This is a genomic window from Paenibacillus sp. FSL R7-0297, from assembly GCF_038009025.1.
Classification (GTDB): domain Bacteria; phylum Bacillota; class Bacilli; order Paenibacillales; family Paenibacillaceae; genus Paenibacillus_AQ.
This window is the reverse complement of the sequence record NZ_JBBPAQ010000001.1, coordinates 7,254,998-7,279,623: the sequence shown is the minus strand read 5'-3', so window position 1 is coordinate 7,279,623 and position 24,626 is coordinate 7,254,998. Positions and strand designations below refer to the sequence as shown.

The window sequence follows — 24,626 nt, the reverse complement described above, 5'->3', positions numbered from 1 at the left end:
AGATGCGTTATTCACCGCCGCCAGTAAAGGGCTGGCGAGTGTAAAGAGGCTTGTGAACGGGGTTCTACGTGAAGTGTAGTTCAAGGAAGTAGAAAGCACCGCTAAGGCTAGACGGAGATGGATGGGAAGGCGAAGGAGCTTCAAGAGGTTGGGGTTAGGGGACGGTAACCCTGGTAGACAGATAATTGATGATCTTTATGATACTGGACAGTCAAAAGTTCTACACCTGTAAATAAGCGGCGACGGTAGCCTTGGAAACCACGGCATGGGACGGCGTACGCAAATTGGGAAAAACAACGCTGGCGTCAGGCTGGAAAAGCGCAAGGCATTAACTGCAGTAGTCCCATTATGATGCACTGGCACATGACAAAACACTCGATTGCTTGAATCGTTTGTTCAATCCGATGCTGATCCTGTTCATCTTTTACGGTTTTGAGCGCGAAAACTCCAGTGGAGAACGGAAATCCTTAGCGATAAGGGTTTCCGTTTTTTTGCAATAAAATGCTACAATACTCGTAATGACAGCCTGCGAATGCTTGCTTTGAATCATAAATTCAGGGGAGTGTAGGTATGAATAGTGACCGGTTTACCGATAAAAACGAAATGCCAACGGAAGACGAGCTGTATTCATCTCTTGGAAGTGGGGCGAAGGCTGCGTGGGTTCAATTAATGAGCTTTGCAGAGGAGCATTACGACCACGTAGCCGAATGGAATTACGGAGGCAAGAATTACGGCTGGAACGTCAGGTACCGTAAAAGCGGAAAAACCCTATTTAACATGTTCCCGGAGAAAAACGGATTTACCGTCCTGCTTGTCCTTGGAAAAAAGGAGATTGAAGGATATCAGGACAGATGTGCAGAGTTCAGCGGCGCTTTCCGCTCCTTGTATGATTCTGCAGCCCAGTATCATGACGGGAAATGGTTATGGATAAGGGTCGAAGCTGCAGGACAGCTTGAGGATATCCAAAGGATGATTCTGATCAAGAGGAAAGCGAGAGTCCACCGATGAACTGGACGGTTGAACGTATTCTGCATTTTGAAGAGCGGAGCACAATTATCGACGGATACTGTCATTTCGGTTTTCACGACGGTCAGGGGAACCGGTTCATACTGGATCATGATACACATTGGCTGGGGAAAATAAGCGGGAGCAGCAATGCGCTCAGCTGGACGGCCGGGAAGTCACCGATGAGGGCTGGAGTCCGGCATATCCATGTTGATCTGGCTAACCCCACTTATATGACTACAATAGATTCAGATACAATCATGGTTGTAAGCAGCGGGAATAACAAGGTATTCCGGATAAATCACTTTACAGGCAGTTCGCAGCTATTGATCGCCGGAGACGTATGGGGGCTGAAGGACATCGGCAATTGCGAGTATGATCCGGACGGTTTCCTATGGATTAATGAGGTGACCGGATGCAGAGTGCACAAGTTCGACCTTGAAGGCCAGCTGCTTACCACTTTTGGCAACGGTGTACCAGGGTTTGCGCAGGATAAGGCGGCAAGGGATGAAGTGCAGTTTAATTGGATTTTTGATCTGCGGCGCGGGCCTGATGGCAATATCTATGTTCTGGATAGCGGGAATTATTGCGTACGGATGATTGATGTTAGCTGTGATGTAGTAATACGAGTGGCAGGTACGGGGACAGGTGGTTATTCCGGAGATGGCGGCCCGGCATTAGAGGCAACCTTCGGATCTAATCCGGATGAGCACTTCGATGGGCCCTGGTCTTTGGCGATTGATGAGGCGGGCAATCTATTCATTGGTGACACACAGAATCATGTGGTTCGAATGGTCGAACGGGAAACGGGGAGGATAATCACGATTGCCGGCCGTACCCCAAGGGTCCCTTCCTACATTAATGATTCAGCTATATCTATAAATCCGCTTGCTCTGCAGCTGCCCAAAATTTGCAGTCTTGACTATTATAACAACCGCTTGTTCATTCCCGAATGGGATGGAGAGTTAATTATTCTGGCAAGGCCTCGCTAACAGAGCTTATTAACCGGATTCACCACTTCAGGGCTGCGGCGTATTTCGGGTACAGCTCGCGGATGCAGTCCGGGCAGATATCATGAGTGAATTGTAAAGAGAGCTGCAGCTGCAGGAAACGTTCAATGGAGATCCATTCCTCCTGGCTGCTGCGGACTGATTTGCAGGCTGCACAGATGGGGACGAGCTGGGGGCTCGGGTGTAGATGGACGACGCTGGGGCACTGGGTTACAAGGGCAGGACCGGCAGATTCCTCTGCATTAGGGGAAGGTCCAATATCACGCAGTGTAAGGACGGCAGTCTGATGCGCGGGTGCTTGTTGTTCAGTAAGGAGCGGGAAAATATCCAGGTGAAATATTCTGTTGCCGTTATTCCCGGTCAGGAGTGTTAGCTCAGCGCTGGCAACAAGGCGGATTCCCTTGAAAATATCACGCAGCAGCTGCTCCAGCTTTACCATCCCGTCCGGATCAGCCAGCTTTTGCCGAAACAGCTCTAGCACATTCAATTCGAGCCAGTTCCCAGCACTTGAGAAGCCATACAGCCGGTTAAAGTCCTCCCAGTGATCGCTGGCGAAACGGATGTTTCCAGTGCTGCCGATTACCAGCGAGTTATGCTTCATGGCATTCAGGGATTGGATGATGGAAGAAGAGATACTGTCCGGCAATGGTAATCGCTCCTTGGGTGGTGCAGGAATGACAAGCTAGGATGGCGGGAGGTTCAGCAGCTCGGCGACTTGGCGGCGGTAACGGTCGGCTTTGCGTGTGCCGTGAATCAGGTTGGACAGGCGATAGGGTGGGATGCCGTGTAACTCACAGAATTTCTTCTGGTCCAAATGCAGTTCTGTCAGACGTTGTTTGATAGCCCAGCCATATGGAGTAATAGGTCGTTTGCTGTTCAGATCACTCACCTCTTATCGACTATCCAGCCGCTATGTTATAATTAGGAAAAGACATAATAATAGTTAATTATATACTTTTTTACGTCATTTTACAATAAAAATAACGTTTTTACGTATAAAATATTTTGGCGGAAGGCGGGTACCGAATGCACTCCATTTACGAACGAATTGAATCTCTGATCAAACGGCAAGGACTTACGAAGAAAGCTTTCTGTGAGCAGCTGAATATCAGCACCGGCAACATGGGCGACTGGAAGCGGGGCAAGTCGACGCCCGGCACGCATAAGCTGATTGAGATCGCCGCATTTTTTAATGTCAGCCTCGATTGGCTGATTCTGGGCAAGCGGAATGTCGACACGGTGAAAGAAAGCGGAGAGGATTATTTTTTTGGCCAAATGCGGCAATTGAATTGCCAAACGGATGAACTGCTGCAGAAGGAGAAGGAGTTTATCAAGGAATACATTGAATTTACAGAGTACCGTAAGCGCAAGGCGGATGGCGATAATTCTATCTGAGTATGGGATGCTCTGACAGGATTAAAAATTCTTAAAAGGGCATCTTTACTTTTCGAAGCAATGGATTTATAATATTGAATGTTGGCCTCAAACAAAGCTATAACTTTTGTACACACCGCGCGGTAGTGGTGGAATGGCAGACACGCTATCTTGAGGGGGTAGTGGGTGTATACCCGTGGAGGTTCGAGTCCTCTCTACCGCATACTATGTAAGCAGCAGAAACCTGAAATTCCTTATCTATAAGGGACTTCAGGTTTTTTGCTGTTTAGGAAATTATGAATTTCGTCTGTTGTGGATAAGAGTGAATAAAGATGCGGAAAACCGAAAACAATCTGCAATGTGCTGGCGCGAAGGCGTTCAGACCAACTGTATGCGAAAAACCGAAGGCACCAGCATCGTTCACCCGTCAGGGTGATTTATTTAAGTTTATCTAAAAAAGCTGAGAATACCCCACCCTCGATAGGGTGGGGATGAATCTGTAGTTTTCGATTTCAAGACGAACGTATGTGCTATAATATGGATGAGATCACTAAAAGGAGGTGTTGCACATGCTCGTGTCTGCGCAGGAGGTTTCTTCGAAACACCTGGTTCATCAAGCCTATAAATATCGGATCTACCCCAATACAGAGCAACAGCAACTCATTCGTCGAATGTTTGGCTGCTGCCGTTTTGTGTTCAATTACTTCTTGGGAGCTTGGAATCAAAGCTATGCGGAAACGGGAAAAGGCTTGTCTTATCACGCTTGTGCGACACAACTCCCCGGTTTAAAAGCACAATACGACTGGCTGAAAGAAGTCGATAGCATCGCTTTGCAGTCGGCTGCTCGTCATGTGGCGGATAGCTTTGATCGTTTTTTCAAGAAGCAAAATCAAGCGCCACGCTTCAAGAGCCGAAAGCATCCGATTCAAAGTTACACGACCAAATTCACCAACGGGAATATCGCCATGGAGGGCAGTCGCTTGAAGCTCCCCAAACTCGGCTGGATACGTTTTGCAAACTCCCGGAAGCTGGAAGGCCGGATATTGTCCGCTACCGTTCGTAAAAACGCCAGCGGGAAATTTTTCGTCTCGCTCGTTTGCGAAGTTCAAAAGAACCCTCTGCCTCAGGTGGATACACCTATTGGCATCGACTTAGGCTTGAAAGAATATGCAGTATGCTCAAACGGCGAACATATCGCCAATCCTCGCTTTTACCGTCAATACGAGAACAAGCTGGCGCTTTGGCAGCGGCGGATGGCTCGGCGTACTCCGGGCGGCTCCAACTGGAAGAAAGCAAGGCAGCATATCGCTCGTATTCACGAACGCATTGCCAATAAACGAAATGACTTCCTCCACAAGCTGACCACGAGACTGATTCGTGAAAACCAAACGATTAGTATCGAACATCTGCGTGTGGCGAATATGATTCAGAACCCCAAGCTTTCAAAATCCATTGCTGATGCGTCTTGGGGCGAGTGGGTGCGACAGCTGACGTATAAAGCGAAATGGTATGGACGAAATCTTCGGATCGCCGACACGTTTGAGCCGACCAGTCAGCGTTGCCATGTGTGTGGCACAATCCACCCCGAGGTGAAGAACCTGTCCATTCGGGAATGGACGTGTACGGCCTGCGGGACGATCCATGACCGTGACGAAAACGCCGCTCACAATATTGAACAAGTAGCGGTTTAACCCCCACCTAACCAAACGATAGAATTCAAGATTTCACTAGCGTCAAAAATGTAAAACTGCGGGAACGCAGGGATCGCTTGCTCCATAAGAAGAGGGTACTCTTCTGTTCGCAAGAATCCGCCACTTCAAGCGTTAGCTAAGTGGGGGAGAATTCAATTGGGTTTGTAGCTGCAAGGACTGGAAGCAAATATGAAGGAGCTTAGATTGTAATAGAAAAAAAACCCTTCACACCCGCATTCATTCGGGCAGAAAGGGTGTTTGTGTTTTGCGGCAGACAGATGAATTAGGTCGCTCTACCCCAGCAGCTTGGCGATGTCTGCTTCAATCTGGTCCGGTGTGGTTTGCGGTGAGAACCGCTTCAGCACGCGGCCTTCCTGATCCACCAGGAATTTGGTGAAATTCCATTTGATGCTCTTCGAGCCGAGTACACCGGGTGCTTCTTTGGACAGATATTTGAATAACGGATGGGCTTCGCTGCCGTTGACATTAATTTTCTCGTACATAGGGAAGGTTACGCCATAATTAATCTCGCAGAACTCGGAGATATCCTCACTTTTACCCGGCTCCTGTCCGGCAAATTGGTTGCTGGGGAACCCGAGAACTTCAAACCCGCGGTCTTTGAATTTATCGTAGACCTCCTGGAGACCCTTATACTGGGGGGTTAATCCACACTTGCTGGCTGTATTCACGACGAGCAGTACTTTACCTTTGTATTTGGAGAGTGATTCTTCCTGGCCCCGCAGGGTGTTGGCTTGATAATCATAGACACTCATGGATAATTCCTCCCGAACATTGATTTATCACAATTTAATTGTACACTATTTACCGTCAGAAGCAACCCTCCAGGTTGTGACAACATTGCATAATCGTTTCAAAATGCAGGGGATGTTTAAGTTAAAGGTATGTGTCGATACAAAATCCGCTTGAAAAAGGAGAAGATCAAAGATGACTGCAGTGCAACTTAAGGCGTTATATACAGCTACAGCAACCGTTCGCGGGGGTCGCGAGGGTTCAGTGGAATCATCGGATGGAGCCCTTAAGCATGACCTCAAAATTCCGAAGGAGCTTGGCGGTCCCGGCGGTGCCGGTACGAATCCTGAGCAGTTGTTCGCAGCGGGATATGGTGCCTGCTATGAGAGTGCGCTAGCCAACATTGCGCGTAAAGAGGGCGTGAAGCTGCAGGATGTGGAGATCACTTCCAACGTTCTGATTGGCAAGGACGAGAGCGACGGAGGCTTCAAGCTTGCGGTTAAACTGGATGTGAAGCTGCCGGGTATTGAACGGTCTGTAGCGGAAGATCTGGCGAAGAAAGCTCATGATTTCTGCCCGTATTCGAAGGCGACCCGCGGGAATATTGAGGTTGAACTGAACGTACTGTAAGGTATGGTGAAGTTATATCATTGAAAGTGATATGTTCCCGTATAAGGCCGGACAGCCGATGTCCGGTCTTATCCTATGTGGAGCCGCAGAAACAACGGGTAGGAATGAACAAAGCTGGGAATAATGGCTAAATAGAGTCGGAGAAGGTTAGAAGTGCAATAAATAGCGGGCGCGAGCTTGCTGTTTGGTTGACATCACCCCGGAAATTCTTTAATATGTCTAAGTATCTGTTAATGTCGCGTGTGCTATTAACTACCAAAAATTTAAATAATGGGTGATGAAGATGTCTTACAGACCGAATATTACGAATGTGACCAAAGCCAGCAGCAATGATAAGGAAGGATTGTACGAGTTCATTATCAAGCTTGCTGACGGAACGGAGTGCCGCGCGTTCTACAATCGGTTTCCGGAATGGAAAATGACGAACATCAGCCGCCTGCTCAAGACGCCATGTCCGGTATGCCGCAAAGATTTCATCTGCAGATGCATGGATTCCTTCACAGCTGATTTCGAAGGGCAAATGATCGGGGACGAGTGGATTAACAAGGCAATTGCTGAATAATTACACGTACGGACGTTGTAGGCGCGGGAGCTATCCCGCGTTTTTTGTTTTTTTTCAGAAGAGGATATGATGGGTACACTATGCTTAAGAGGAAGGGGGCGGCGAAGTGGCTGAAGAGTACAAGGAAATGCAGGGTAAATCCATTGTGCTGATTGATGGAGTCTGTCATCTGTGCCAGGGGCTGGTCCGGTTCATTGTTCCCCGTGATCCCCGGGCGAACTTCATGTTCGCCTCCTTGCAGAGTGAGGCGGCCAAGGAATTGCTGAGGGCTGGCAGCCTGCCAGACAATCAGTTAAACACTGTGGTGCTGGTGGAGAACGGCAGCTATTATACAGAGTCGGCTGCAGTGCTGCGGATTGCCCGCAGACTGCGGTTTCCGTGGCCGCTCGCCTATGTATTCATCCTGGTGCCGAAACCGCTGCGTAACGCCTTGTACAGGCTTGTGGCAAGGAACCGCTACCGCTGGTTCGGCCGTGATGAGCAGTGTCTGCTCCCTTCACCGGATCTGAAGCGGAGATTCCTGTAGCGGGGAGCCCTGTTTAATGAAAAGCAGTGCCGGCCTCTGAGGGCGGCACTGCTTTTTGGCAAGAAGATGATTAAGACTTAGATGAATTCCACGGTTTCTGAACGGGGCCTTACGGCTTCAGAGGTTCTGTCTTAAGCATATAGCTCTGGGAAAGCTTCCATTTGCCGTCAGCAGACTTCTTCAGGGTTGTCACAGTGGTGGAGCGGCTATCCGGTAATGCAGGACCGCTTAGTTTCTTGGTCGTCTGCACCAGATATACGGAGGCTTCATCAGCTGTATAATCAATGATCTTCGAAGACTCGATAGCGGAATCCAGATCATAGACCTGGAACATCTGGGCATACGCCTGCTTGGTCTGAGCATATGCCGGAGAAGTCTCGTCAATGGTCGAGAGCAGGCCGTCCAGGTTCTCTTTGTTGGTATAATCAAAATTAGCCTGAACCACAGCATTGATCAGATCTTCGTCAGCTTTGGGGACCGAAACGGCTGCTTCGAGCGTTCCCTCCGGAAGGGAATACTCTATAGCTTTGATCTGCAGATTACTAATCTGCCACTGTGTGCTGGCGGTACTCCGGGTCAGGGAATAGATGTATTCAGCTTTGCTGTTCAGCATAAAATCACCGCCGAGCTTCTTGCTGGTTTCAATCGTCTGCACGGTTGCTTCACTCTTCTGCACATCAATAATGTTCAGCTGCTCAATGGTGGTCTTGGTATCATACTTCGCCATTTGTTCCTCAAGCTGCGGACCAATCGCGGTTAGCGGAGACTGCGGATCGATAAGCGACACGAAACCTTTGGCATTCTCCTTATTCAAATAGTCGGCGTACTTATCGAACAGGGCTGAGATTTCTTTGGTGGATGCAGCAGTGTCTACTGCACTGGTGATCGCTACGGTATTGGCTTTGGCATCCCAGGTCACCTGATTGCCAGTAGCTTCACTGACGAAGCGCAGCGGGACGTACGTCACATTATTAATCATCCGGGGAGCGGATACCAGCGACTTGACCGTTCCATTCACGCTGGCTTTTTTGCTGCCGATCTGCAGCTTGATGCTCAGGCCTTCCTTGCTGGCGGTGACGGTGCTGGTCTTGGCATCCCAGGCTAGCTCCAGGCCCAGCTTCTCGAAGATCGGGCGCATAGGCACGAGGATAGAATCGTTGTCTTTGACCGGCGAGCTGGAGCTCAGGTTCAGCTTCTGCTGATCAATGAGGACAGTAATAGGTTGTTCTGCTGCGGCAGCGGATAAGCTGACTGCACCGGATAAGGCAAGAACGGCAAGGAATCCGGGAATTAGTTTCATAATTGTAAAACTCCTCTCTATAATCTGGACTAACTTATGTATGTACGTTTGTATTATAAAGGTTTGCGGAGAATGATCACATATCCCTCGCAGGACATGTAAGGTAGGGGGATTCTGGGAGGTTCACTCGGATATTGGTAAAAAAGCTATTGCTGAGCTCTTATATATATGCTACTATAGCTGTAAATTATAGGAACAGTAACGGAAGCACCGTTCAATGACCGTATCCCACGGTTATTGGCGGTGCTTTTTTGCTGCCATTTTTGCCAATTTTCTGAGAGGAGAGTGATTTCATGACGGCAAGAATTGTACTTGCAGTCCGGGAGAGCGAGTACATTGAACCGCTGCTGCATTATCTACACCATAGTGAGTATGGGGAAATGCTGCGGATCACAGCGTTCAGCAGACTAGACACTTTTATGGAATTTATGAAAGGAGACGAAATTCCGGATGCTGTTGCCGGAGACCCATCCTTCATAGAAGCCTGGCTGGTTGAAGGAAGGAGCGCGGTTCCGTGGGCAGTGTTGAGTGATGCGGGAGACCTACCGAATGCCGGTAATGTGGCAGGAGGAATGAGGATTGCCAAATACCAGGCGCTCCCCTCTCTGCTGGAATCCATTCTCCAGCTGTGTGATCTGAAGCGGGTCAGAACTGCTGCTGCCCCCAAGGAGCAAACGCTGCTGCTGGGAGTTGTCTCGGCAAGCGGCAGCAGCGGTAAAACAACGCTTGCCCTGAATATGGCGAAGCAGCTTGGTGCACTCGGCCTCTCCGTGTTCTACCTCAACCTGGAGAGTGTGGACAGCAGCGGATTATATCTGCGGATGCCGGGCGGTAACGCTCCAGGCTTTGAACGCCTGCTCTACGAACTCAAGGCTGGGGGAGAGAATAAGGGAGGGAGGGGGAAGCCCTTATGGAAAGATTATGCGTTCAGGCATGATAGCCTGCGTTGTGATGCATTCAGACCTGTGGAGAATTTCAGGGAAATGCTCCAGATGTCACGGCAGGATACGCTGGAGATATTAGAAGGGCTGGCTGCGTCCGGAAGCTATGATGTGATCATTGCGGATACCGGAAGCATTGAGGAGGAGCGGGCTCAGGCTGTATTGCACAGATGCGGACTCCTGCTGTGGGTACTGAAGAACGAGCAGGTAAGCCGGCACAAGACGGAACGCTGGCTTACCCACGTCGACAGCCCGCACTCCGGCATGCCTCCGGAACTGAGGGGCAGGAGCAGATTCGTGATGAACTGCTGCACGGAAGCGGTGAATGACAACCCGGCGGATGCCGGAACCGGGCTGGCGGGTACACTTCCGTATATTCCTTCCTGGGGGATGCAGCATTACGGAGAGCTCTGCCTGAGCTCACCCCAATTCATAGCGGGAGTACAGCAGCTCTGCAGAAGCATTATTGAACCGGCATTGCCAGGCGTATTTACCGGGAGTTCTGCATGAATGAAGAAATGTTCAGAGCACTGCGCAGCGACATCCGGGCAGGGCTGGACGTTACTTCGGCCATAGGAAACCATGAGCTTGCCGTCTTTATTGAACGGATTATTCTTGAACGGGACAATTTGCAGTTTTTGACGGCTAAGGAGAAGCACGAACTGGTGAAGAAGCTGTTTGACTCCTTCCGGGGGCTGGATATCCTGCAGCCGCTGATAGATAATCCGGCCATTACCGAGATTATGATCAACAGCCATGAGGAGATCTTTGTGGAGGAGGACGGGATGATCCGCAGACTGCCGCTGGCTTTTGAATCCAGAAGCCGGCTGGAGGATATTATCCAGACTGTAGTCTCAGGCGTTAACCGGGTGGTGAATGAGTCTTCGCCAATTGTAGATGCCCGGCTGCAGGACGGTTCGCGTGTCAATATCGTGCTGCCGCCTGCTGCGCTAAGGGGCCCGGCAATGACCATTCGTAAGTTCCCTGAGACGCCTATGACCATGGCCGAGTTGGTGAAGCGTGAAGCACTCAGTAAAGAAGCCGCAGAGCTGCTGCAGATTCTGGTAGCGGCGAAGTACAACATCTTCATCAGCGGGGGGACAGGCTCGGGAAAGACTACCTTTCTGAATGCTCTGTCGCAGTTCATACCGCCGCAGGATCGCGTGATTACGGTAGAAGATTCTGCAGAGCTGCAGATTGTTACGGTCCCGAATCTGGTCTCGCTGGAGACCAGAAATGCTAACACGGAAGGAAGGGGCGAGATTACCATCCGCGATCTGATCCGCACTTCACTGCGGATGCGGCCGAACCGTATTGTTGTCGGTGAGGTGCGTGGAGCAGAGTGCCTGGATATGCTGCAGGCGATGAATACCGGCCATGACGGGTCGTTATCAACGGGGCATTCCAACAGTGCGCAGGATATGGTCAGCCGGCTGGAAACTATGGTCCTCAGTGCCGCGGAGCTGCCGGTGGCTGTAGTCCGTCAGCAGATCGGGTCAGCGATTGATATATTCGTACATCTCTCACGGCTGCGGGACCGTTCGCGCAGAGTCATGGAGATTAGTGAAGTTGCGGGTCTGCGCAGCGGAGAGGTCGAGCTGAATCCGTTATATGAATTTCGGGAAACCGGAGAACGGGATGGCCGGGTACTGGGCGGCCTTGCCGCCTGCGGCAATCCGCTGCTGCATACAAACAAACTGCGAATGGCCGGAATTAGTGATTATTCATTGCTGCGCTTCAGCGCAGCCAGCCGGAAGCCAGAGGAGGTTGTGTCCTGAATGCCTTGAAGAACAGAAGCCAGAGTGTACCCCAAGCGGATAGAAGGATATTCGCGAAAGGAATTAAGCCGGTTCAGCCGTCTGGCGGGTCTGCTGCGGGTGAGCAAGCAGTGCTTCCGGATTATACCCGGTACGAACTGAACGCTCTGCAACGAATTCTGGTCATTCTGATGGGTGGTGTACTGTTATTTGGCCTTGGTTACCTGTTCTATCATCACCTGCTTCTCTCTGTGCTGCTTGTGCCGGGTAGTGCAGCCGGCCCACGCCTGCTGCGCCAATACCTGCTCCAGCGCAGGCGCTCAGCGCTTAATCTGCAGTTCAAGCAGATGCTCTTCTCGCTCTCTTCATCGCTATCCGCCGGACGGTCGGTAGAGAATGCATTTCGCGAGGCTGTGCTTGATCTGCGGATGCTTGACCCGGAGGGCAGCGGTGACATGATCGCTGAGCTGAATATTATCTGTACCCGCATGGAGTACGGGGAGCCGGTAGAAGAGGCGCTGTATGATTTCAGCAAAAGGGCAGGCATGGAGGATGTGGAACGTTTTGCAGATGTATTCATGGTCTGCAAGCGGACGGGCGGTGATCTCGTGGAGATCGTGCGCCGCACTTCGACAATTATTGGAGAGAAGCTGGATATCCAGCAGGATATTGCGGTCAGTATTGCCCAGAAGAAATTTGAGGCCAAGGCCTTACTCGTCTCTCCGCTGATGATGGTGATGTTCATGAGCCTGACAGCGGGAGACTACATGGAGCCAATGTATACAGGTGCTGGAATAGCGGTCTCCACACTGGCGCTGATTGCCTTATTTCTCTGCTATCTCTGGACCTCCAAGATCATGGATATTCCATTGTGAAGAGAAGGGATGGATGACATGTCACTGTTATGTGCTGCAGTCATGCTTATCTTCACCGCCGGCTGGCTGATTCTGCGCTTCAAATGCGGCGGCCGCTACGCAGCGTTGCGTGAGCTGCCCATGGCAGGGCTCCGGCTGCGGTGGCTGGGCGAGCCAATCCTGCTGCTTGTGGAGAAGGGGAAGGTCGTTAGCCTAATCCCGGCAGTAATGTTCAAAATTCAGCGCTCGCTGCAGCGGATCTACGGCATGCGCCATAGCGCAGAAAGAACTTTGCTATTCATGGGAGAGATGCTTAGCTACAGCTTGCTGTTGATCACAGGAGGCAGCGTACTGACCTTGTTCACGGGTGAGCAGGCGGGAATCTCAATTGGCGGCCTCTTGGCAGTTCTACTTCCGGTTGCGATGGTCAGTGACCTGCACAAGAAGGTGCGGCTGCGGGAGCAGCTGATCCTGCTTGAATTGCCGGAGCTACTGAATAGTTTAGTTTTACTTGTTGGTGCCGGCGAGACGGTGCAGCGGGCGATTCTCCGCTGTGTCAACAGCCGCCTGGGAGACATCGCCCATCCGCTGTATGCTGAACTGCTGAAGATGACAGCGGAATGGGAAGGCGGCTATTCGTTCCAGCAGGCGTTTGAGAACTTCAGTAAGCGCTGTGCGGTGCAGGAAGTCTCCATCTTCACAACTACAGTACTGCTAAATTACCGCAGAGGCGGAGCTGACTTTGTTCTGTCGCTGCGTGATCTGTCACGGATGCTCTGGGAGAAACGGAAGGCTATCAGCCGGACGCAAGGGGAACAGGCTTCCTCAAAGCTGGTCTTCCCGATGGTGGTTATCTTCTTGATTGTGATTGTGCTGGTGGGGACACCGGCGCTGATGATGTTAAAAATGTAGGAGGTAGAAGCATATGATGACGCTGTTTGCAGAAGGTGTGAGGAATTTTTGGAGAGATGAAGATGGACTGGGTACGCTCGAGATGATACTGATTATTGCGGTGTTGATTGCGGTAGTGCTGGTGTTCCGTGAAGAGATTGTAAAGGTAGTTAAGGACTTGATTAGTACTGCCGGAGATAAGAGTCAGGAAGTATTTGAGTGATCCCTCTACAGGAGGAGGAGGGAAGCTTCACAATCGAGGCTTCGCTTCTGCTGCCGATCATTATGTGCATCACAATGCTGCTACTGTTTTTCTCACTCTATAGCTACCAGAAGTCGATGCTGCTGCAGGTGGGCTCAGCTGCAACCGAGCGTGCGGCCTATAATTGGGAGAATAGCAACAGGGCGGTGGATGGGGAATTCGCAGCTGGCAATTATGATCCGCTGTACTGGAGAATCAGCGAAGATGGATTATTGGGGTCCTTGTTCGGAAAGAGTGCTCAGAATGGTAGTACGGCAATTGCACTGCCTGGTGAGGCGGAGGGTGGGGGCGAATTGCCCGTAGTGAAGCTGCGGCAAGCTTCGAAGATTGTCCCGTTGAATCTGACGGGAGAGCTTAGCTACACTTACGGATTCACAGGCCGCAAGATCAGCGCTGAATTAAAGAAGGTGCTGCGTTTACCGGTCTTGGATGAATTATTGGCGGATGAGGCGGTTCCCGAGGTGTCTGCCAGCTCCTATGTTGCTGAGCCTGTTGAGTTTATTCGAACCGTAGACCTCTTGCGTTACTACGGGTCCAAGTTCAAGAATCATTCATCCGGCAGCAAGGAGGACACGGGCATGGAGAAGAAGAATGCTGCCCTCATGCTGGACAAGCTGCACTAAGCTGCCAAAATCTCGGCGGGACTGGTTCAGGGGATAGGGCCTGAGGGAGGTAATAACGGATGCAGCATTCCAAGGAATGCAAGTTGTTCAGCAAGCTTCCTAGCCCGAGCAGCTGCTGGAATTATGCTGGGCGGAGCGGAACTAGGAACAGAACTAGGAACAGAAGTAGGAACAGGACTAGCAACAGGGGGAGCGATAGTAATAGAACCGGAAGATTAGTGAGGTGTACCGTCAGATATCTGCATACAACTGAAGGATCTGTCTCCATTTTTCTGATTATGATACTGGCTTTCGTATTTCTTTTCACCACTGTGCTCATAGATTACGCGCGAATTGCGGCTGTGAATGTGCAGGAGGAACGTTTGGCGAGAGCAGGGGTCCGCTCCGTGATGTCCTCTTATGATATTACTTTACGGGACCGGTACGCTCTGTTCGCCTTCGGCGGTAACGATGGCAATCAGCTGCTGTCCAAGGTGCTGAACGATAATCTGTATGAGAGCGGGCGGGCAGATGCTTTTAATCTGCTGCCGGTAAAGCTGGATTCCTCTTCCCTGAACTGGAGCCGGCCGCTTGGCAGCTATGATATCTTCCGGCGGCAGATTATTGAAGAAATGAAGTATAAAGCACCTGTTGATTTCGCACTGGAGCTGGCAGGAAAGCTGAAACCCCTGTCTGCGGCAATGACGGAGGCTTCACAGACAACACAGATACTGGGAGACCTGCAGCCTTTATATACTCAGCGTGAGGAAGCGTTGGAACTTATGCTGCAGAAGAGAAGAGATGCCGCTGACAGTACAGTGAAGCTGCAGAAGCTTCTGATGAATCCTCCTGCTGATCATATATATCCTACTGAGCTGGGCTCCATTACTTCAGCAGCGGATATCCCGGCGATGTATAACGATTATTTTGCCAAGTATTACGAGGATTTGTTCCGGGATACTAAAAAATCGCCGAAGTACTCAGGTGTTCTATCGCTGTATAGAAATCAAGTATCTGATTTGATCAGCCGGATACCTGGTGTTCTGGCTGAGGTTCAGGCAGACCATAACTCCCGGTTACAGGAGGCCAGGTCAGCACTTACGAAGGCTGAGGATCTAAACCGGCAGATGAAAACCATGCTCGATCAGTCAATGGCTGACGCAGATCCAGCCGGAAATGATCCTGCGCGGAACTGGGACATCCCGGGGAGCGCGGAAGAAATGAATTCAGAGCCGCTCAGGAAGCTGAGGGAGCAAGCAGCAAGTCTTATTCTCCCATCCTCCGAGTTCAGTACTATGGACAATAATTTAGGGGAACAGGAACGGGCAGCAATGATCCTGGAGCCGGCAGTATCCGGATTACCAACCGTATTGAGTTCATTATCTGAATCATCTGGAGAGTATTCAGGCATGGTTACAGGTGTTCTGAATGCTTCAGGGACAGTTCATAGTTATATACAGAATTATGGCGAGCATGGATCCATTATTACAGCTGAGGCCGCGCAGATTGACGGCCGCCGGACTTCGGACAGCGGGCGCAGGCAAACGGAACAACAGGCGAAAACCAAGCTCGGGGAGGCCATGAAACTGCTTGATCAAATCCGCGGTGTGGGTGAAAGTGCGGGGGAAGCCATGGAGCGGTACCGTAGTCTGCGCCAATACTACGAGGAGAATGTCTCTTTCAATGAGGGTATTGAGCAGGACGCAGCAGCTACCGTGAATAGTGGTGATCAATATACTGCCGGAAAGTCATCGATGAAGAATATGGACGGCTTGTACACAGCGATGAGCAGTGTTCTGGAAGGTGCCAGGGACAGAATATATCAAACAGAGTATTCAGCAATGTATTTCCGTCATTTTGATCTATCCGCGCTGACTCCGCTGGCTTCCGGGTCTGCTGAAGAATTCGGAGAACAGCTGGGGGAACAACTCGATCCTCAGGCTCAGGAGCTGGAGTATATTCTGTATGGCTTCTATAATCCTGCCGGGAATGTAGCGGCGGCATATGGGGAGATCTTTGCCTTGCGGCTGGCCGTACGGACTATGGAGGGAATGATAGAGAAAGCCAGTCTGGGTAATCCGCTGGCGGTCTTGGCTGCTGCACTTTTGTATGGAGTTGAACAGGCTGTTCAGGACATGCTCCTGCTCTGCCGGAACGGGGAGATTCCCTTATCCAAATATATGACCGCGAAGCTTACCTATCGTGATCATTTGCGGCTGTTTCTTCTGCTGCATGGAGGAGGGGAGGCGCAATTGGCCCGGATGCTTGCACTTATCCGCCTGAATACCGGCACTGATCCGGCGGGTAAGTTCACGTATGCCTCAGCAGAGCTCACAATGAGCATGCCTCTGTGGTTTCTCCCTGGAGTAGTGAAGCTGGTAGATTATAGTGCAGGACTCTCCGGGGACGTCCGGGGCAAGAATTATTTCAGGAAAGTAGGGGCCGACTTTTCTTATTGAAGGAGGATTGGCTGAATGAAGCTCTGTCTGCGGAAATCGCCGGGCCCGCGTGATGAAGGCAGCATGGTTGTAGAGGCGGCGCTGGTTCTACCCATGTTTCTGTTGTTTGTCTTGTTCCTGATCTTTATTGTGCAAATGACACTATATTCCACGGCGCTGCAGAGCACGGTATCCGATACGGTTAAAATAGTCTCGGCGCATATGTATCCTGCGGCTTTGGCCGCACAGCAATGGGATGCTGCAGGTGAACCAGAGAACACAGATTCGTCCGCTGGCTCTGCCTCCCCGGATGTATGGAGTATTCCGCGGTTGTCGCTTGCCGAATGGAGCGAGAATTATGTAAAAGAGCTTCCTGAACCTATGGAATCTTGGGTCAGCGCTGCAATCCAGCAGGGAGAAGGACCGCTCCAGAAGATGCAGGCCGGAGCTTCCGAGGCCGTACTGGATATAGCACTTAAGCCTATGCTGAAGCCGTATCTGTCTTCGGACTGGCTTGAATACAGCCGGATTCATGTGTCTAATGTAACCGTCCCTGATCTGAATAAAGGAACACATCCCTACTTCGGGCTGGTAGTCAGCTATGACTTGCCGATGAAGGTCCCGTTCCTGAATCAAAAGATTGTACTTGAGGCCAGTGCAGTCGAACGCTTATGGATCGGCAACACAGATGTATCCGGAGATGGTGCTGCGGCCGGACCTGATGAAGAAACAGGCATCATTGTCGTCCTGGAGAAGCCTAATCCGGGCGTGGCGAACCATCAGGGCCTGATGAAGGTTAAGGTGCCTCCGGGTGCTTCGGCGAACCTGGCCATTTTTTACAAAAGCGGTCAGAGCACAGCCAAATATCTGGGCTGGAAGCAGGCGGATGAGAACGGATATATCGAATGGGAATGGAAGATAGGCGTAAATACAACACCGGGGACCTGGCCCTTCGTTATTTGTTTGGCTGACGGCACCACCTTGGAGGCTACTTTTACAGTTGTGAAATAACTGAAGTTTACGGGAAGGGGAGTGCGGATGACAGAATGGGCTTTTTGGGGCTTCCTGCCGTTCCTGACAGCAGCATTATTCACAGATATACGCTGGATGAAGATCCCTAACTGGATTACATTGCCTGCACTTGTTGCGGGGATATCCCTGCAAGTGATTATGAACGGCCGACATGGACTGCTCTTATCTCTGTGCGGTGCAGGTTCGGGGTTTCTGCTGCTGCTGATCATGTATTTCATCGGGGCAGTGGGGGCTGGAGATGTTAAGCTTTTTGCCGGAATTGGTGCCTGGACTGGTGTATTGTTCTCCCTGCAGGTAATTGTGTATTCTGTGCTGTTGGGAGCCGTTGTCGGCTGGATCATGATTCTCTTCAGGCGGGAAGCAGGCCGGAGGGTACGCGGTGTGTTAAGCAGAACAGCGGGATTCCTGCTGCTCCGTAATACGGATATGTTCAAAAAAGGGCAGGGGACTGACCTGCTCCGGTTTCCTTTTATGCTGGCTGTTTTTCCGGGATTTATCTGTGCGTATTATTATTTCTGACTTGAGGTTTGGAGTTATAACAGCTCAGGAGGTGAAGCTGCTTGTTTGGACTGGAACGTGATTTCGTGCAGCAGGATGGGATAACGATGCTGCTCGGCAAGCCAGAGGGGTTGGCGGCAGGAGAGCTTAACATGGTTCAGGCCCGCATGCTGATGAACACAGGTATTCCGCATCATCTGCGGCTGTTGCTTAGAGAGATAGACCTGCAGGTGACACTGGAATATACCGTATCAAGACGAAAAATGCTGGGGGCTCTGCTCAAAAGTGAGAGGCTGAGCATGCTGGAATTCTTCGGGCTGCTGCTGCAGATCGCTGCAGGAATGGAGGAGGGGCGCCTGTATATGCTGCGTGCAGAGCAGTACGCGTTGCATGAAGACTACATCTTCATTGAGGGTCCATTAAACAGTGGAAAAGTGTTCCTTACCTACCTTCCGCTGCAGCATACAGAATCAGCTGTAAGTCCGGGGAAGTCACTCAGATCGCTGATCATGGTTTTTATGGCGGCCATCCACGAGCTGTCCGGTGACGGAATGCAGCGGCTGCTGCAATACTGCGGGGAGGAGGCTTTCAGCCCTGCAGGGCTTAAGGAACTATTAGCAGAATTGCTGACAGGGGCAGACCAATACAGGGCTCCTCCGGAAGCCATGGGGCTGGTTCAGGGGAAGCTGGCAGGAGCGCCGATTCGGTCAGCAGACAGAATGGAACAGCCTCCGCTCCGTAATCTGGAAGAGCCAAAGACGGCTTTCCCGGGAAGAGCAGCCTTCGCGTGGGAGCAAGAAGATAAAGACACAGTGACTCCTGCTCCTGGACAGGCGCCAGATCAGGCTCCATGGATGAGCGGCGCACCGCGGCTGAAGCGGAAGGATGGGGGAGCAACCGGAGAACAGCTGAGGCCTGATATGCCTGAACAAACCCTCCAAGCTGCTGTGGACGGAACATCATCGTATCGGACGTATATTGTACTTGGTGCAGTGCTGTGCGATGCGTTGTTATGGAAGTTTCTCTATTTAAATAATCCCTTGATGCTTTGGCTCGCGGTCTGTGCAGCAGTAACTCTGGGGATGGCAGTTGTATGCTGGATGGTGTGGAGCGGTAGGATTACCTGGGGCGGATCTGCTGAAGAGGAAGAATTTTTGGAGGAGGGGACAGAGGAACGGAAGGGTGCAGGCCGGCAGCTGAGGAATGAGCTGGAATGGGATTTTGGCAGAAATCCTGTAGCGCCGCTCCGGACTTCAGCTCCCGCTAATATGCGTTCAGAACAAGCAGTATCTGCTGAAATCTCTTACCCAAGGGTGACAATGGCAGGCGGACAGGGTACAGCCCCGGAGATTGCGGAGGGCCGCCTTCATGTGAAAGAAGCACCTGCTGCTGTAGCTGCCACAGCGCTGCTTATCCGGGAACCGGAACCGGTCAAAGGGGGCGGGCTCTCATCATGCGGGCGGGCAGCTCCTTATCTGGAAAGAAGCGAGGCGGATGCTGGCGGAACTCCTGAGAGAATTGAACTGAACCGCCCCAGCTTCATTATTGGCCGCTCTTCAGAGGTTGCCCAGTATGTAGAGACATCTGAAGGGGCATCGCGGGTACACGCCGAAATTTCCAGAAGCTCCGGCGGGTATATCCTGAAGGATCTGGACTCCAGGAACGGCACGTTTCTCGCTGGTGAGCTTATGGTTCCTTATAAAGAGTATCCGTTGACCGAAGGAACGGTGTTCACGATTGTTAAGGGCTGTTATACGTTTCACACTTGAGATTTCAGCTGTTCAAGCGCCGGCTGCAGGGTTGGAAAGGTGAATGTGAAGCCGATATTCACTGCTTTGGAAGGAAGTACGCGCTGTCCCTCAAGCAGAATTTCCGACAGCTCACCTACGGCAGCCTTCAGCAGAAATGCAGGGACGGGGAACCAATGCGGACGATGATAGACTTTGCCGATCATCCTTCCGAATTGTTCGTTCGTAACCGGCTGCGGAGCAGTAGCATTAACAGGACCTTTGATCTCAGGATGAAGAATGCAGAATTCGATTAGCCGGACGATATCTGTCAGGTGAATCCAGGACAGCCACTGCTTGCCGCTACCGATTCTGCCGCCGAAACCAAGGGAATAAGGCAACTTCATTTTGGGGAAAGCACCGCTCTCATTGCCCAGCACAACGCCTGTGCGCAGTTTGACCAGCCGGCAGCCGGAATATGCTTCATCGGAAGCCTCTTCCCAGGTCTTGACGACTTCTGAAGGGAAGTCTACAACGCGGGTTGGAGAGGATTCATTATAGGTATCCTGCCGTGAAGTCCCGTAAATGGCGACAGCAGAGGACTGGACGACTACCTGGGGCTTATGCTGCAGCGACTGCAGCAGCTTCCCTGCTGCGGTAACGGTTTCCAGCCGCGATTTCATAATCGCCTGTTTGCCGCTTTGAGTCCAGCGCTGGCTAAGGGAAGCTCCGGCAAGATTAACCAGTGCATCTGCGCCTTCGGCAGCTTCGGGATTTGATTTCAGACTGTCCCAGGTAAGATAGCTCAGACCCGGATGAGATCGTGGGTTCGCCGGAAGCTTGCGGCCGACACTGATGAGCTGATGCCCGCTTTGCAGCCAATATTCGGTCAGCTCGCTGCCGATGAAGCCGCTGCCTCCGCAAATGATATATTTCATAGGGGGTGCTCCTGTTCTGGACGCCTGACCATGGCGTGACCCTGATTAGCAGTTATTTGACTAAATGTTTATAAGGTGTGTAGTCGATGCCGTTCTTTTCCAGGAAGGTAACCAGAAAGCGGTTGTCGCGCCGTGGTGTAGCTATAATATAGCCTTTGATGCAGTGCTCGCGGGTTACCTCCGGAGCGTTGCTCTCCACAGCAATTCTGCCGATCTCGGCAGCAATGGAATGTTTGGCGATGTCGCGGAAGGGGCTGGGTACCGGCTGAACCAGCTGGTCCAGAAAAGCCTTCATCTCGTCGCTCCATAGTGGACGGCTGCGTTCTACCCAGTAATTCTGCCAGTCCAGCTTGGACTTGCCGTCAGCCTTGGGCAGTACCTTCAGAAATTTGCGGAACATAAAATAGCCGCCGATGCACATACAGCCCAGCAGTAAAAAGGTCCAAAATGCGATGGAATTCATAAACCAATTGCTCGGAGCTGCAGATAACAAGCTTGAGGGTGAATGAAAATGCATGGTTACACCGCCTTTGACAATGATGATTGTCACTTTCCTTTTACTCATCTAAAGTATAGCGTATTTCCAAAGTTTTGCGAAGCGGAAGCGGCCTTCTGGCGCTTGCCTAGATTTATTTTCCCGATCACGGTAGAATAAGGGTTAATTCGTGAAGGAAAGAGGGAAATAGGCATGCTGAAAATAGGTTCACATGTGTCCTGCGCGGACAAGGGTCTCCTGAGCGCGGCCAATGAAGCAAATGAGTACGGATCTACCTCGTTTATGATATATACGGGAGCGCCGCAGAATACGCGCCGTAAGCCGATTGAATCGATGTTCCCTGAGGAAGGGAAGCTGGTAATGGCGCAGAATGGCGTCGAAGAGATAGTGGTTCACGCCCCATACATTATTAACCTGGGCTCCTACAAGGAAAGCACCTACCAGCTGGCAGTTGATTTCCTGCAGGAGGAGATCCGCCGTACCCATGCACTCGGTGTTAAGCATATTGTCCTGCATCCGGGCGCTTTCACCGACAAGGATGCTGAATACGGCATTCAGCGCATTGCAGACGGACTGAACGAAGTGCTGGGCGGTACGAATGAGACGGAAGTGCATATTGCTCTGGAAACAATGGCCGGCAAGGGAACAGAGGTCGGACGCAGCTTCGAGGAGATTGCTTCCATTATCGATAAGGTCGTACATAATGAGCGGTTGTCCATTTGTCTCGACACCTGTCACATTCATGATGCCGGATACGATATCGTGGGCGATCTGGATGGCGTGCTGAAGAAATTCGACGATACCATCGGCCTGGGACGGCTCGGCGTTATCCACATTAATGACAGCAAGAATCCGCGGGGAGCGGGCAAAGACCGCCATACTCCGATTGGCTCGGGCTATATTGGTTTTGAGACGATCAACAATGTCGTACATCATGAAGCACTGGCGGGTCTGCCGTTCATTCTGGAGACCCCGTGGATAGGCAAGGATGCCAAGAAGCTTCGTCCAATGTATGAAGTGGAAATTGCTCTGCTGCGCGGCAATGTGGCTGAACGTTTCGGAGCAGAATTCCTGCAGGAGCTGGAAGAGCTGCATGCTTTTTTTGCCAAACAGGAGCTGGACTCCCGCCGCTATGTGCTTGATGTATGGGAATTGCTGAAGAATGATGCCAAAGCGAAGAAAGCCGATCCCCGTGAGCCGCTGGAACGTCTCTATGATCAAGTAATTGCCGCCGGATTATTCCCTCAGCTTAGTGAGGAAGCCGTCAACCAGCGGCTGATCGCCTGGCTGGCAGGCAAGCAGCTGCTCGTGAACGCTTAATCCAACAACAGATTGCGCAAGCAGATGAGAGGATGGACGGAGAAATATGGAGTTACATGTGAAAAGAGATCATTCATCAGGCAGTCAATATCCGGACCGGGCGCGTATGCTCATTTCCTGTCCGGACGGGCCGGGTATCGTAGCGGCGGTGTCGCATTTCTTGTACCAGCATGGTGCGAACATTGTGCAGTCGGATCAATATACGATGGACCCGGACGGCGGAATGTTTTTTATGAGAGTGGAGTTTGACCTGCCTAAGCTGAATGAACGGCTGGAAGAGGTGCGTACGATCTTTGGCGGCGTTGCCGAGCGCTTCAAGATGAACTGGCAGATCTTCAATGTAAGCCACAAGAAGCGGCTGGCGATCTTTGTATCCAAAGAGGATCACTGTCTGGTGGAGCTGCTATGGCAGTGGCAGGCCGGTGATCTGGATGCGGACATTGCTCTTGTGGTCAGCAACCATACGGACATGCAGGCTTATGTTGAATCCTTCGGCATTCCTTTCCATCATATTCCGGTTACGGCGGATACGAAGGAAGCCGCAGAGAAACGTCAGCTTGAGGTGATCGATGATGATATCGATGTGATCATTCTGGCCCGGTATATGCAGATTATCTCCCCTTCGTTCATCGAGCATTACCGGCACCGGATTATCAATATCCACCACTCGTTCCTGCCGGCATTCGTCGGTGGCAAGCCGTACGCTCAGGCGTATCAGCGCGGGGTCAAGATTATCGGCGCTACTGCCCACTATGTGACTGAAGAGCTGGACGGCGGTCCGATTATCGAGCAGGACGTGCAGCGGGTCAGCCACAGTGATGATGTGAACGAGCTTAAGCGCATCGGACGCACCATTGAACGAGTAGTTTTGGCCCGTGCAGTGAAATGGCATATTGAGGACAGAATTCTCGTGCATCATAATAAAACAGTAGTTTTTAATTAAGCAGCGAAGCTTTCCAGTTAAACTATTACAACCACTCCGGTAAAAGTCAGGAATCACACGGATGCATATAACATCCTTCCGGCCTGATTTTTACCGGCATCATCTTCAGCCGGGAGCTTCTCCCGCAGCCTCAAGCTATACAACAACCTCACAGTAATAATCTAATACACTTCTCACCACGACAGGTAAAAAAGCATTTTACCGGCATTTTGGATCTTAAGCCAAAATGTATTTTGTTATGTGCAGATTTCACATTCAAAGGGGGTAAAGGGCTTGTCATCGCAACGCGGACATTTATTAAAACGCAATTACATCTTTGCCTTTCTCATCCTGACCACCGGCTTCGGCGGACTGCTTGGCTATGATCTCTATTTCAAACCCTATGTACTCTCTCAGACTGTCGTCAAAATCAAGGTGGAAGGCGGAGGCTTTTTACCGAAAAATTATGAGCTGAAGCCCGGAGATCTCTATCTGGATTCCGTGCAGACCAAAGACATTCCGGCTGGTGTCATCCGAAGCCTGGATCAGGTGGAACGGAAGATTACGAATGTGAATCTGACGGATGGCAGTATTCTGACCGAATCACTGATTGATGTGAGCAATCTGGAGCCGAAGCAGGATGAGGGGATATTTCCTATACCCAAAGAGGCGATCTATGCCATTAACGGTTCTCTCCGCAGCAGAGATAAGGTGGATATTTATCTGGTAGAAGGGGATTCGCCGGTTAAGGACCGGACAGGCTATAACCCGGCAGCCGGGGCAGCAGCTCCTTCCGCAGGCGTGAAGGTTTCAGGACCGGATTCTGCAGTGGAAGAGGGAATTCAGCGGGCGCTACCGGACCGCAAAGCATTTCTCAGCGGAGTAACCGTAAATTATGTGCGCACCGAAGACAACAATGATGTGCTGGATTCGGAGAATGGCAACAATAATAACCGCTTTACCTCGACCGGCAAAGTGGCGGCACCGGAGCTGAAGCTGAAGAAGAGCGACGGGGAGCTGCTGGGGGCATATCTGGAACAGGGCAAGAAGCTGTGGATCGTAAGAGTGGAGTAGCAAAGTGAAGCAGAAGGGAGGAGGGA

General features: G+C 51.2%; 26 protein-coding genes and 1 tRNA gene. 21 read left to right on the top strand and 6 right to left on the bottom strand.

Annotation, left to right across the window (positions count from 1 at the left end):
* Positions 1-570 precede the first annotated feature (570 nt).
* Positions 571-1,008, top strand: a complete 438-nt coding sequence (locus tag MKZ24_RS31505; RefSeq protein WP_042233193.1) for a DUF3788 domain-containing protein — start codon at positions 571-573, stop codon at positions 1,006-1,008.
* Entirely contained in the window at positions 1,005-1,997 is a 993-nt protein-coding gene (locus MKZ24_RS31500; protein ID WP_340789740.1) for a hypothetical protein, read from the top strand. Before MKZ24_RS31505 ends, MKZ24_RS31500 begins: the two co-directional genes overlap by 4 nt.
* 19 nt (positions 1,998-2,016) lie before the next feature.
* On the opposite strand, the gene MKZ24_RS31495 is transcribed toward MKZ24_RS31500, so the two are convergent.
* Together MKZ24_RS31495 and MKZ24_RS31490 are read right to left on the bottom strand one after the other, a co-directional pair.
* Entirely contained in the window at positions 2,017-2,661 is a 645-nt protein-coding gene (locus MKZ24_RS31495) for a hypothetical protein (RefSeq protein ID WP_052416036.1), read from the bottom strand.
* Between the two features lie 36 nt (positions 2,662-2,697).
* Complete coding sequence (locus tag MKZ24_RS31490; RefSeq protein ID WP_076242814.1) at positions 2,698-2,895, bottom strand: Rha family transcriptional regulator; 198 nt, start codon at positions 2,893-2,895, stop codon at positions 2,698-2,700.
* A gap of 146 nt (positions 2,896-3,041) precedes the next feature.
* Between MKZ24_RS31490 and MKZ24_RS31485 the strand changes: the two genes are divergently transcribed.
* The 3 genes from MKZ24_RS31485 to tnpB all read left to right on the top strand — a co-directional run bounded on the left by MKZ24_RS31485 (position 3,042) and on the right by tnpB (position 5,080).
* Positions 3,042-3,410: a helix-turn-helix domain-containing protein gene (locus tag MKZ24_RS31485; RefSeq protein WP_042233195.1), complete on the top strand. Its 369-nt coding sequence runs from the start codon at positions 3,042-3,044 to the stop codon at positions 3,408-3,410.
* A gap of 119 nt (positions 3,411-3,529) precedes the next feature.
* A tRNA-Leu gene (locus MKZ24_RS31480) sits at positions 3,530-3,612 on the top strand.
* A 346-nt stretch (positions 3,613-3,958) separates the two neighbouring features.
* Positions 3,959-5,080, top strand: coding sequence for an IS200/IS605 family element RNA-guided endonuclease TnpB (gene tnpB, locus MKZ24_RS31475; protein ID WP_340784307.1), 1,122 nt, complete (start codon positions 3,959-3,961; stop codon positions 5,078-5,080).
* 293 nt (positions 5,081-5,373) lie between these two features.
* Here tnpB and MKZ24_RS31470 read toward each other — a convergent pair whose 3' ends face one another.
* The gene (locus MKZ24_RS31470; protein WP_042233201.1) at positions 5,374-5,853 is read right to left on the bottom strand and encodes a glutathione peroxidase; all 480 of its coding nucleotides are present in this window, start codon (positions 5,851-5,853) and stop codon (positions 5,374-5,376) included.
* 172 nt (positions 5,854-6,025) lie between these two features.
* Between MKZ24_RS31470 and MKZ24_RS31465 the strand changes: the two genes are divergently transcribed.
* The 3 genes from MKZ24_RS31465 to MKZ24_RS31455 all read left to right on the top strand — a co-directional run bounded on the left by MKZ24_RS31465 (position 6,026) and on the right by MKZ24_RS31455 (position 7,548).
* Positions 6,026-6,460 (top strand): organic hydroperoxide resistance protein, encoded by a 435-nt coding sequence (locus MKZ24_RS31465; protein WP_042233204.1) that lies wholly within the window; start codon positions 6,026-6,028, stop codon positions 6,458-6,460.
* A 283-nt stretch (positions 6,461-6,743) separates the two neighbouring features.
* Positions 6,744-7,022, top strand: a complete 279-nt coding sequence (locus tag MKZ24_RS31460; protein WP_039296361.1) for a hypothetical protein — start codon at positions 6,744-6,746, stop codon at positions 7,020-7,022.
* A 127-nt stretch (positions 7,023-7,149) separates the two neighbouring features.
* Positions 7,150-7,548: a thiol-disulfide oxidoreductase DCC family protein gene (locus MKZ24_RS31455; protein WP_042241697.1), complete on the top strand. Its 399-nt coding sequence runs from the start codon at positions 7,150-7,152 to the stop codon at positions 7,546-7,548.
* A 109-nt stretch (positions 7,549-7,657) separates the two neighbouring features.
* Here the strand turns inward: MKZ24_RS31455 and MKZ24_RS31450 are convergent, their stop codons facing one another.
* Entirely contained in the window at positions 7,658-8,848 is a 1,191-nt protein-coding gene (locus tag MKZ24_RS31450; RefSeq protein ID WP_042233206.1) for a copper amine oxidase N-terminal domain-containing protein, read from the bottom strand.
* A gap of 293 nt (positions 8,849-9,141) precedes the next feature.
* On the opposite strand from MKZ24_RS31450, the gene MKZ24_RS31445 reads away from it, so the two are divergent.
* The 10 genes from MKZ24_RS31445 to MKZ24_RS31400 all read left to right on the top strand — a co-directional run bounded on the left by MKZ24_RS31445 (position 9,142) and on the right by MKZ24_RS31400 (position 19,892).
* Positions 9,142-10,299 (top strand): hypothetical protein, encoded by a 1,158-nt coding sequence (locus tag MKZ24_RS31445; RefSeq protein WP_042233208.1) that lies wholly within the window; start codon positions 9,142-9,144, stop codon positions 10,297-10,299.
* The gene (locus tag MKZ24_RS31440; RefSeq protein WP_042233209.1) at positions 10,296-11,567 is read left to right on the top strand and encodes a CpaF family protein; all 1,272 of its coding nucleotides are present in this window, start codon (positions 10,296-10,298) and stop codon (positions 11,565-11,567) included. The genes MKZ24_RS31445 and MKZ24_RS31440 overlap by 4 nt, the downstream gene beginning before the upstream one ends.
* Before the next feature lie 62 nt (positions 11,568-11,629).
* Positions 11,630-12,421 carry a type II secretion system F family protein gene (locus tag MKZ24_RS31435; RefSeq protein WP_042241704.1) on the top strand — a complete coding sequence of 264 codons (792 nt, stop codon included), beginning with the start codon at positions 11,630-11,632 and terminating at the stop codon, positions 12,419-12,421.
* 9 nt (positions 12,422-12,430) lie between these two features.
* A complete protein-coding gene (locus MKZ24_RS31430) occupies positions 12,431-13,312 on the top strand; it encodes a type II secretion system F family protein (protein ID WP_445324182.1) in 882 nt (293 codons plus the stop codon).
* 13 nt (positions 13,313-13,325) lie between these two features.
* A complete protein-coding gene (locus MKZ24_RS31425) occupies positions 13,326-13,514 on the top strand; it encodes a Flp1 family type IVb pilin (protein WP_042233214.1) in 189 nt (62 codons plus the stop codon).
* Positions 13,511-14,176 (top strand): TadE family protein, encoded by a 666-nt coding sequence (locus tag MKZ24_RS31420; protein ID WP_340789730.1) that lies wholly within the window; start codon positions 13,511-13,513, stop codon positions 14,174-14,176. The genes MKZ24_RS31425 and MKZ24_RS31420 overlap by 4 nt, the downstream gene beginning before the upstream one ends.
* A 362-nt stretch (positions 14,177-14,538) precedes the next feature.
* Positions 14,539-16,614 carry a hypothetical protein gene (locus tag MKZ24_RS31415; RefSeq protein WP_340789729.1) on the top strand — a complete coding sequence of 692 codons (2,076 nt, stop codon included), beginning with the start codon at positions 14,539-14,541 and terminating at the stop codon, positions 16,612-16,614.
* A gap of 15 nt (positions 16,615-16,629) precedes the next feature.
* Entirely contained in the window at positions 16,630-17,604 is a 975-nt protein-coding gene (locus MKZ24_RS31410; protein ID WP_042233217.1) for a TadE/TadG family type IV pilus assembly protein, read from the top strand.
* Between the two features lie 27 nt (positions 17,605-17,631).
* Complete coding sequence (locus MKZ24_RS31405) at positions 17,632-18,144, top strand: A24 family peptidase (protein WP_042233219.1); 513 nt, start codon at positions 17,632-17,634, stop codon at positions 18,142-18,144.
* Between the two features lie 41 nt (positions 18,145-18,185).
* Positions 18,186-19,892 carry a DUF6382 domain-containing protein gene (locus MKZ24_RS31400; RefSeq protein WP_042233221.1) on the top strand — a complete coding sequence of 569 codons (1,707 nt, stop codon included), beginning with the start codon at positions 18,186-18,188 and terminating at the stop codon, positions 19,890-19,892.
* Here the strand turns inward: MKZ24_RS31400 and MKZ24_RS31395 are convergent.
* Positions 19,883-20,788, bottom strand: coding sequence for a TIGR01777 family oxidoreductase (locus MKZ24_RS31395; RefSeq protein ID WP_340789726.1), 906 nt, complete (start codon positions 20,786-20,788; stop codon positions 19,883-19,885). The two genes, MKZ24_RS31400 and MKZ24_RS31395, sit on opposite strands and share 10 nt — an antisense overlap.
* Positions 20,789-20,840: 52 nt before the next feature.
* Positions 20,841-21,305 carry a DUF2621 domain-containing protein gene (locus MKZ24_RS31390; RefSeq protein WP_042241709.1) on the bottom strand — a complete coding sequence of 155 codons (465 nt, stop codon included), beginning with the start codon at positions 21,303-21,305 and terminating at the stop codon, positions 20,841-20,843.
* A gap of 171 nt (positions 21,306-21,476) precedes the next feature.
* Between MKZ24_RS31390 and MKZ24_RS31385 the strand changes: the two genes are divergently transcribed.
* From MKZ24_RS31385 to MKZ24_RS31375, 3 genes are all read left to right on the top strand, one after another.
* On the top strand, positions 21,477-22,604 hold the full coding sequence (locus tag MKZ24_RS31385; RefSeq protein WP_340789725.1) for a deoxyribonuclease IV: 1,128 nt from the start codon (positions 21,477-21,479) through the stop codon (positions 22,602-22,604).
* 46 nt (positions 22,605-22,650) lie between these two features.
* On the top strand, positions 22,651-23,547 hold the full coding sequence (purU, locus tag MKZ24_RS31380) for a formyltetrahydrofolate deformylase (RefSeq protein ID WP_340789723.1): 897 nt from the start codon (positions 22,651-22,653) through the stop codon (positions 23,545-23,547).
* A gap of 273 nt (positions 23,548-23,820) precedes the next feature.
* Positions 23,821-24,600: a hypothetical protein gene (locus tag MKZ24_RS31375; RefSeq protein WP_340789722.1), complete on the top strand. Its 780-nt coding sequence runs from the start codon at positions 23,821-23,823 to the stop codon at positions 24,598-24,600.
* Positions 24,601-24,626: the final 26 nt, after the last annotated feature.

What these genes read in the sequence shown, in the direction of transcription:
- MKZ24_RS31505 (WP_042233193.1), top strand. Translation starts at nt 571, where the DNA reads ATGAATAGTGACCGGTTTACCGATAAAAACGAAATGCCAACGGAAGAC.
- MKZ24_RS31500 (WP_340789740.1), top strand. Translation starts at nt 1,005, where the DNA reads ATGAACTGGACGGTTGAACGTATTCTGCATTTTGAAGAGCGGAGCACA.
- MKZ24_RS31485 (WP_042233195.1), top strand. Translation starts at nt 3,042, where the DNA reads ATGCACTCCATTTACGAACGAATTGAATCTCTGATCAAACGGCAAGGA.
- tnpB (WP_340784307.1), top strand. Translation starts at nt 3,959, where the DNA reads ATGCTCGTGTCTGCGCAGGAGGTTTCTTCGAAACACCTGGTTCATCAA.
- MKZ24_RS31470 (WP_042233201.1), bottom strand. Translation starts at nt 5,853, where the DNA reads ATGAGTGTCTATGATTATCAAGCCAACACCCTGCGGGGCCAGGAAGAA.
- MKZ24_RS31465 (WP_042233204.1), top strand. Translation starts at nt 6,026, where the DNA reads ATGACTGCAGTGCAACTTAAGGCGTTATATACAGCTACAGCAACCGTT.
- MKZ24_RS31460 (WP_039296361.1), top strand. Translation starts at nt 6,744, where the DNA reads ATGTCTTACAGACCGAATATTACGAATGTGACCAAAGCCAGCAGCAAT.
- MKZ24_RS31455 (WP_042241697.1), top strand. Translation starts at nt 7,150, where the DNA reads ATGCAGGGTAAATCCATTGTGCTGATTGATGGAGTCTGTCATCTGTGC.
- MKZ24_RS31450 (WP_042233206.1), bottom strand. Translation starts at nt 8,848, where the DNA reads ATGAAACTAATTCCCGGATTCCTTGCCGTTCTTGCCTTATCCGGTGCA.
- MKZ24_RS31445 (WP_042233208.1), top strand. Translation starts at nt 9,142, where the DNA reads ATGACGGCAAGAATTGTACTTGCAGTCCGGGAGAGCGAGTACATTGAA.
- MKZ24_RS31440 (WP_042233209.1), top strand. Translation starts at nt 10,296, where the DNA reads ATGAATGAAGAAATGTTCAGAGCACTGCGCAGCGACATCCGGGCAGGG.
- MKZ24_RS31430 (WP_445324182.1), top strand. Translation starts at nt 12,431, where the DNA reads ATGGATGACATGTCACTGTTATGTGCTGCAGTCATGCTTATCTTCACC.
- MKZ24_RS31425 (WP_042233214.1), top strand. Translation starts at nt 13,326, where the DNA reads ATGATGACGCTGTTTGCAGAAGGTGTGAGGAATTTTTGGAGAGATGAA.
- MKZ24_RS31410 (WP_042233217.1), top strand. Translation starts at nt 16,630, where the DNA reads ATGAAGCTCTGTCTGCGGAAATCGCCGGGCCCGCGTGATGAAGGCAGC.
- MKZ24_RS31405 (WP_042233219.1), top strand. Translation starts at nt 17,632, where the DNA reads ATGACAGAATGGGCTTTTTGGGGCTTCCTGCCGTTCCTGACAGCAGCA.
- MKZ24_RS31395 (WP_340789726.1), bottom strand. Translation starts at nt 20,788, where the DNA reads ATGAAATATATCATTTGCGGAGGCAGCGGCTTCATCGGCAGCGAGCTG.
- MKZ24_RS31390 (WP_042241709.1), bottom strand. Translation starts at nt 21,305, where the DNA reads ATGCATTTTCATTCACCCTCAAGCTTGTTATCTGCAGCTCCGAGCAAT.
- MKZ24_RS31385 (WP_340789725.1), top strand. Translation starts at nt 21,477, where the DNA reads ATGCTGAAAATAGGTTCACATGTGTCCTGCGCGGACAAGGGTCTCCTG.
- purU (WP_340789723.1), top strand. Translation starts at nt 22,651, where the DNA reads ATGGAGTTACATGTGAAAAGAGATCATTCATCAGGCAGTCAATATCCG.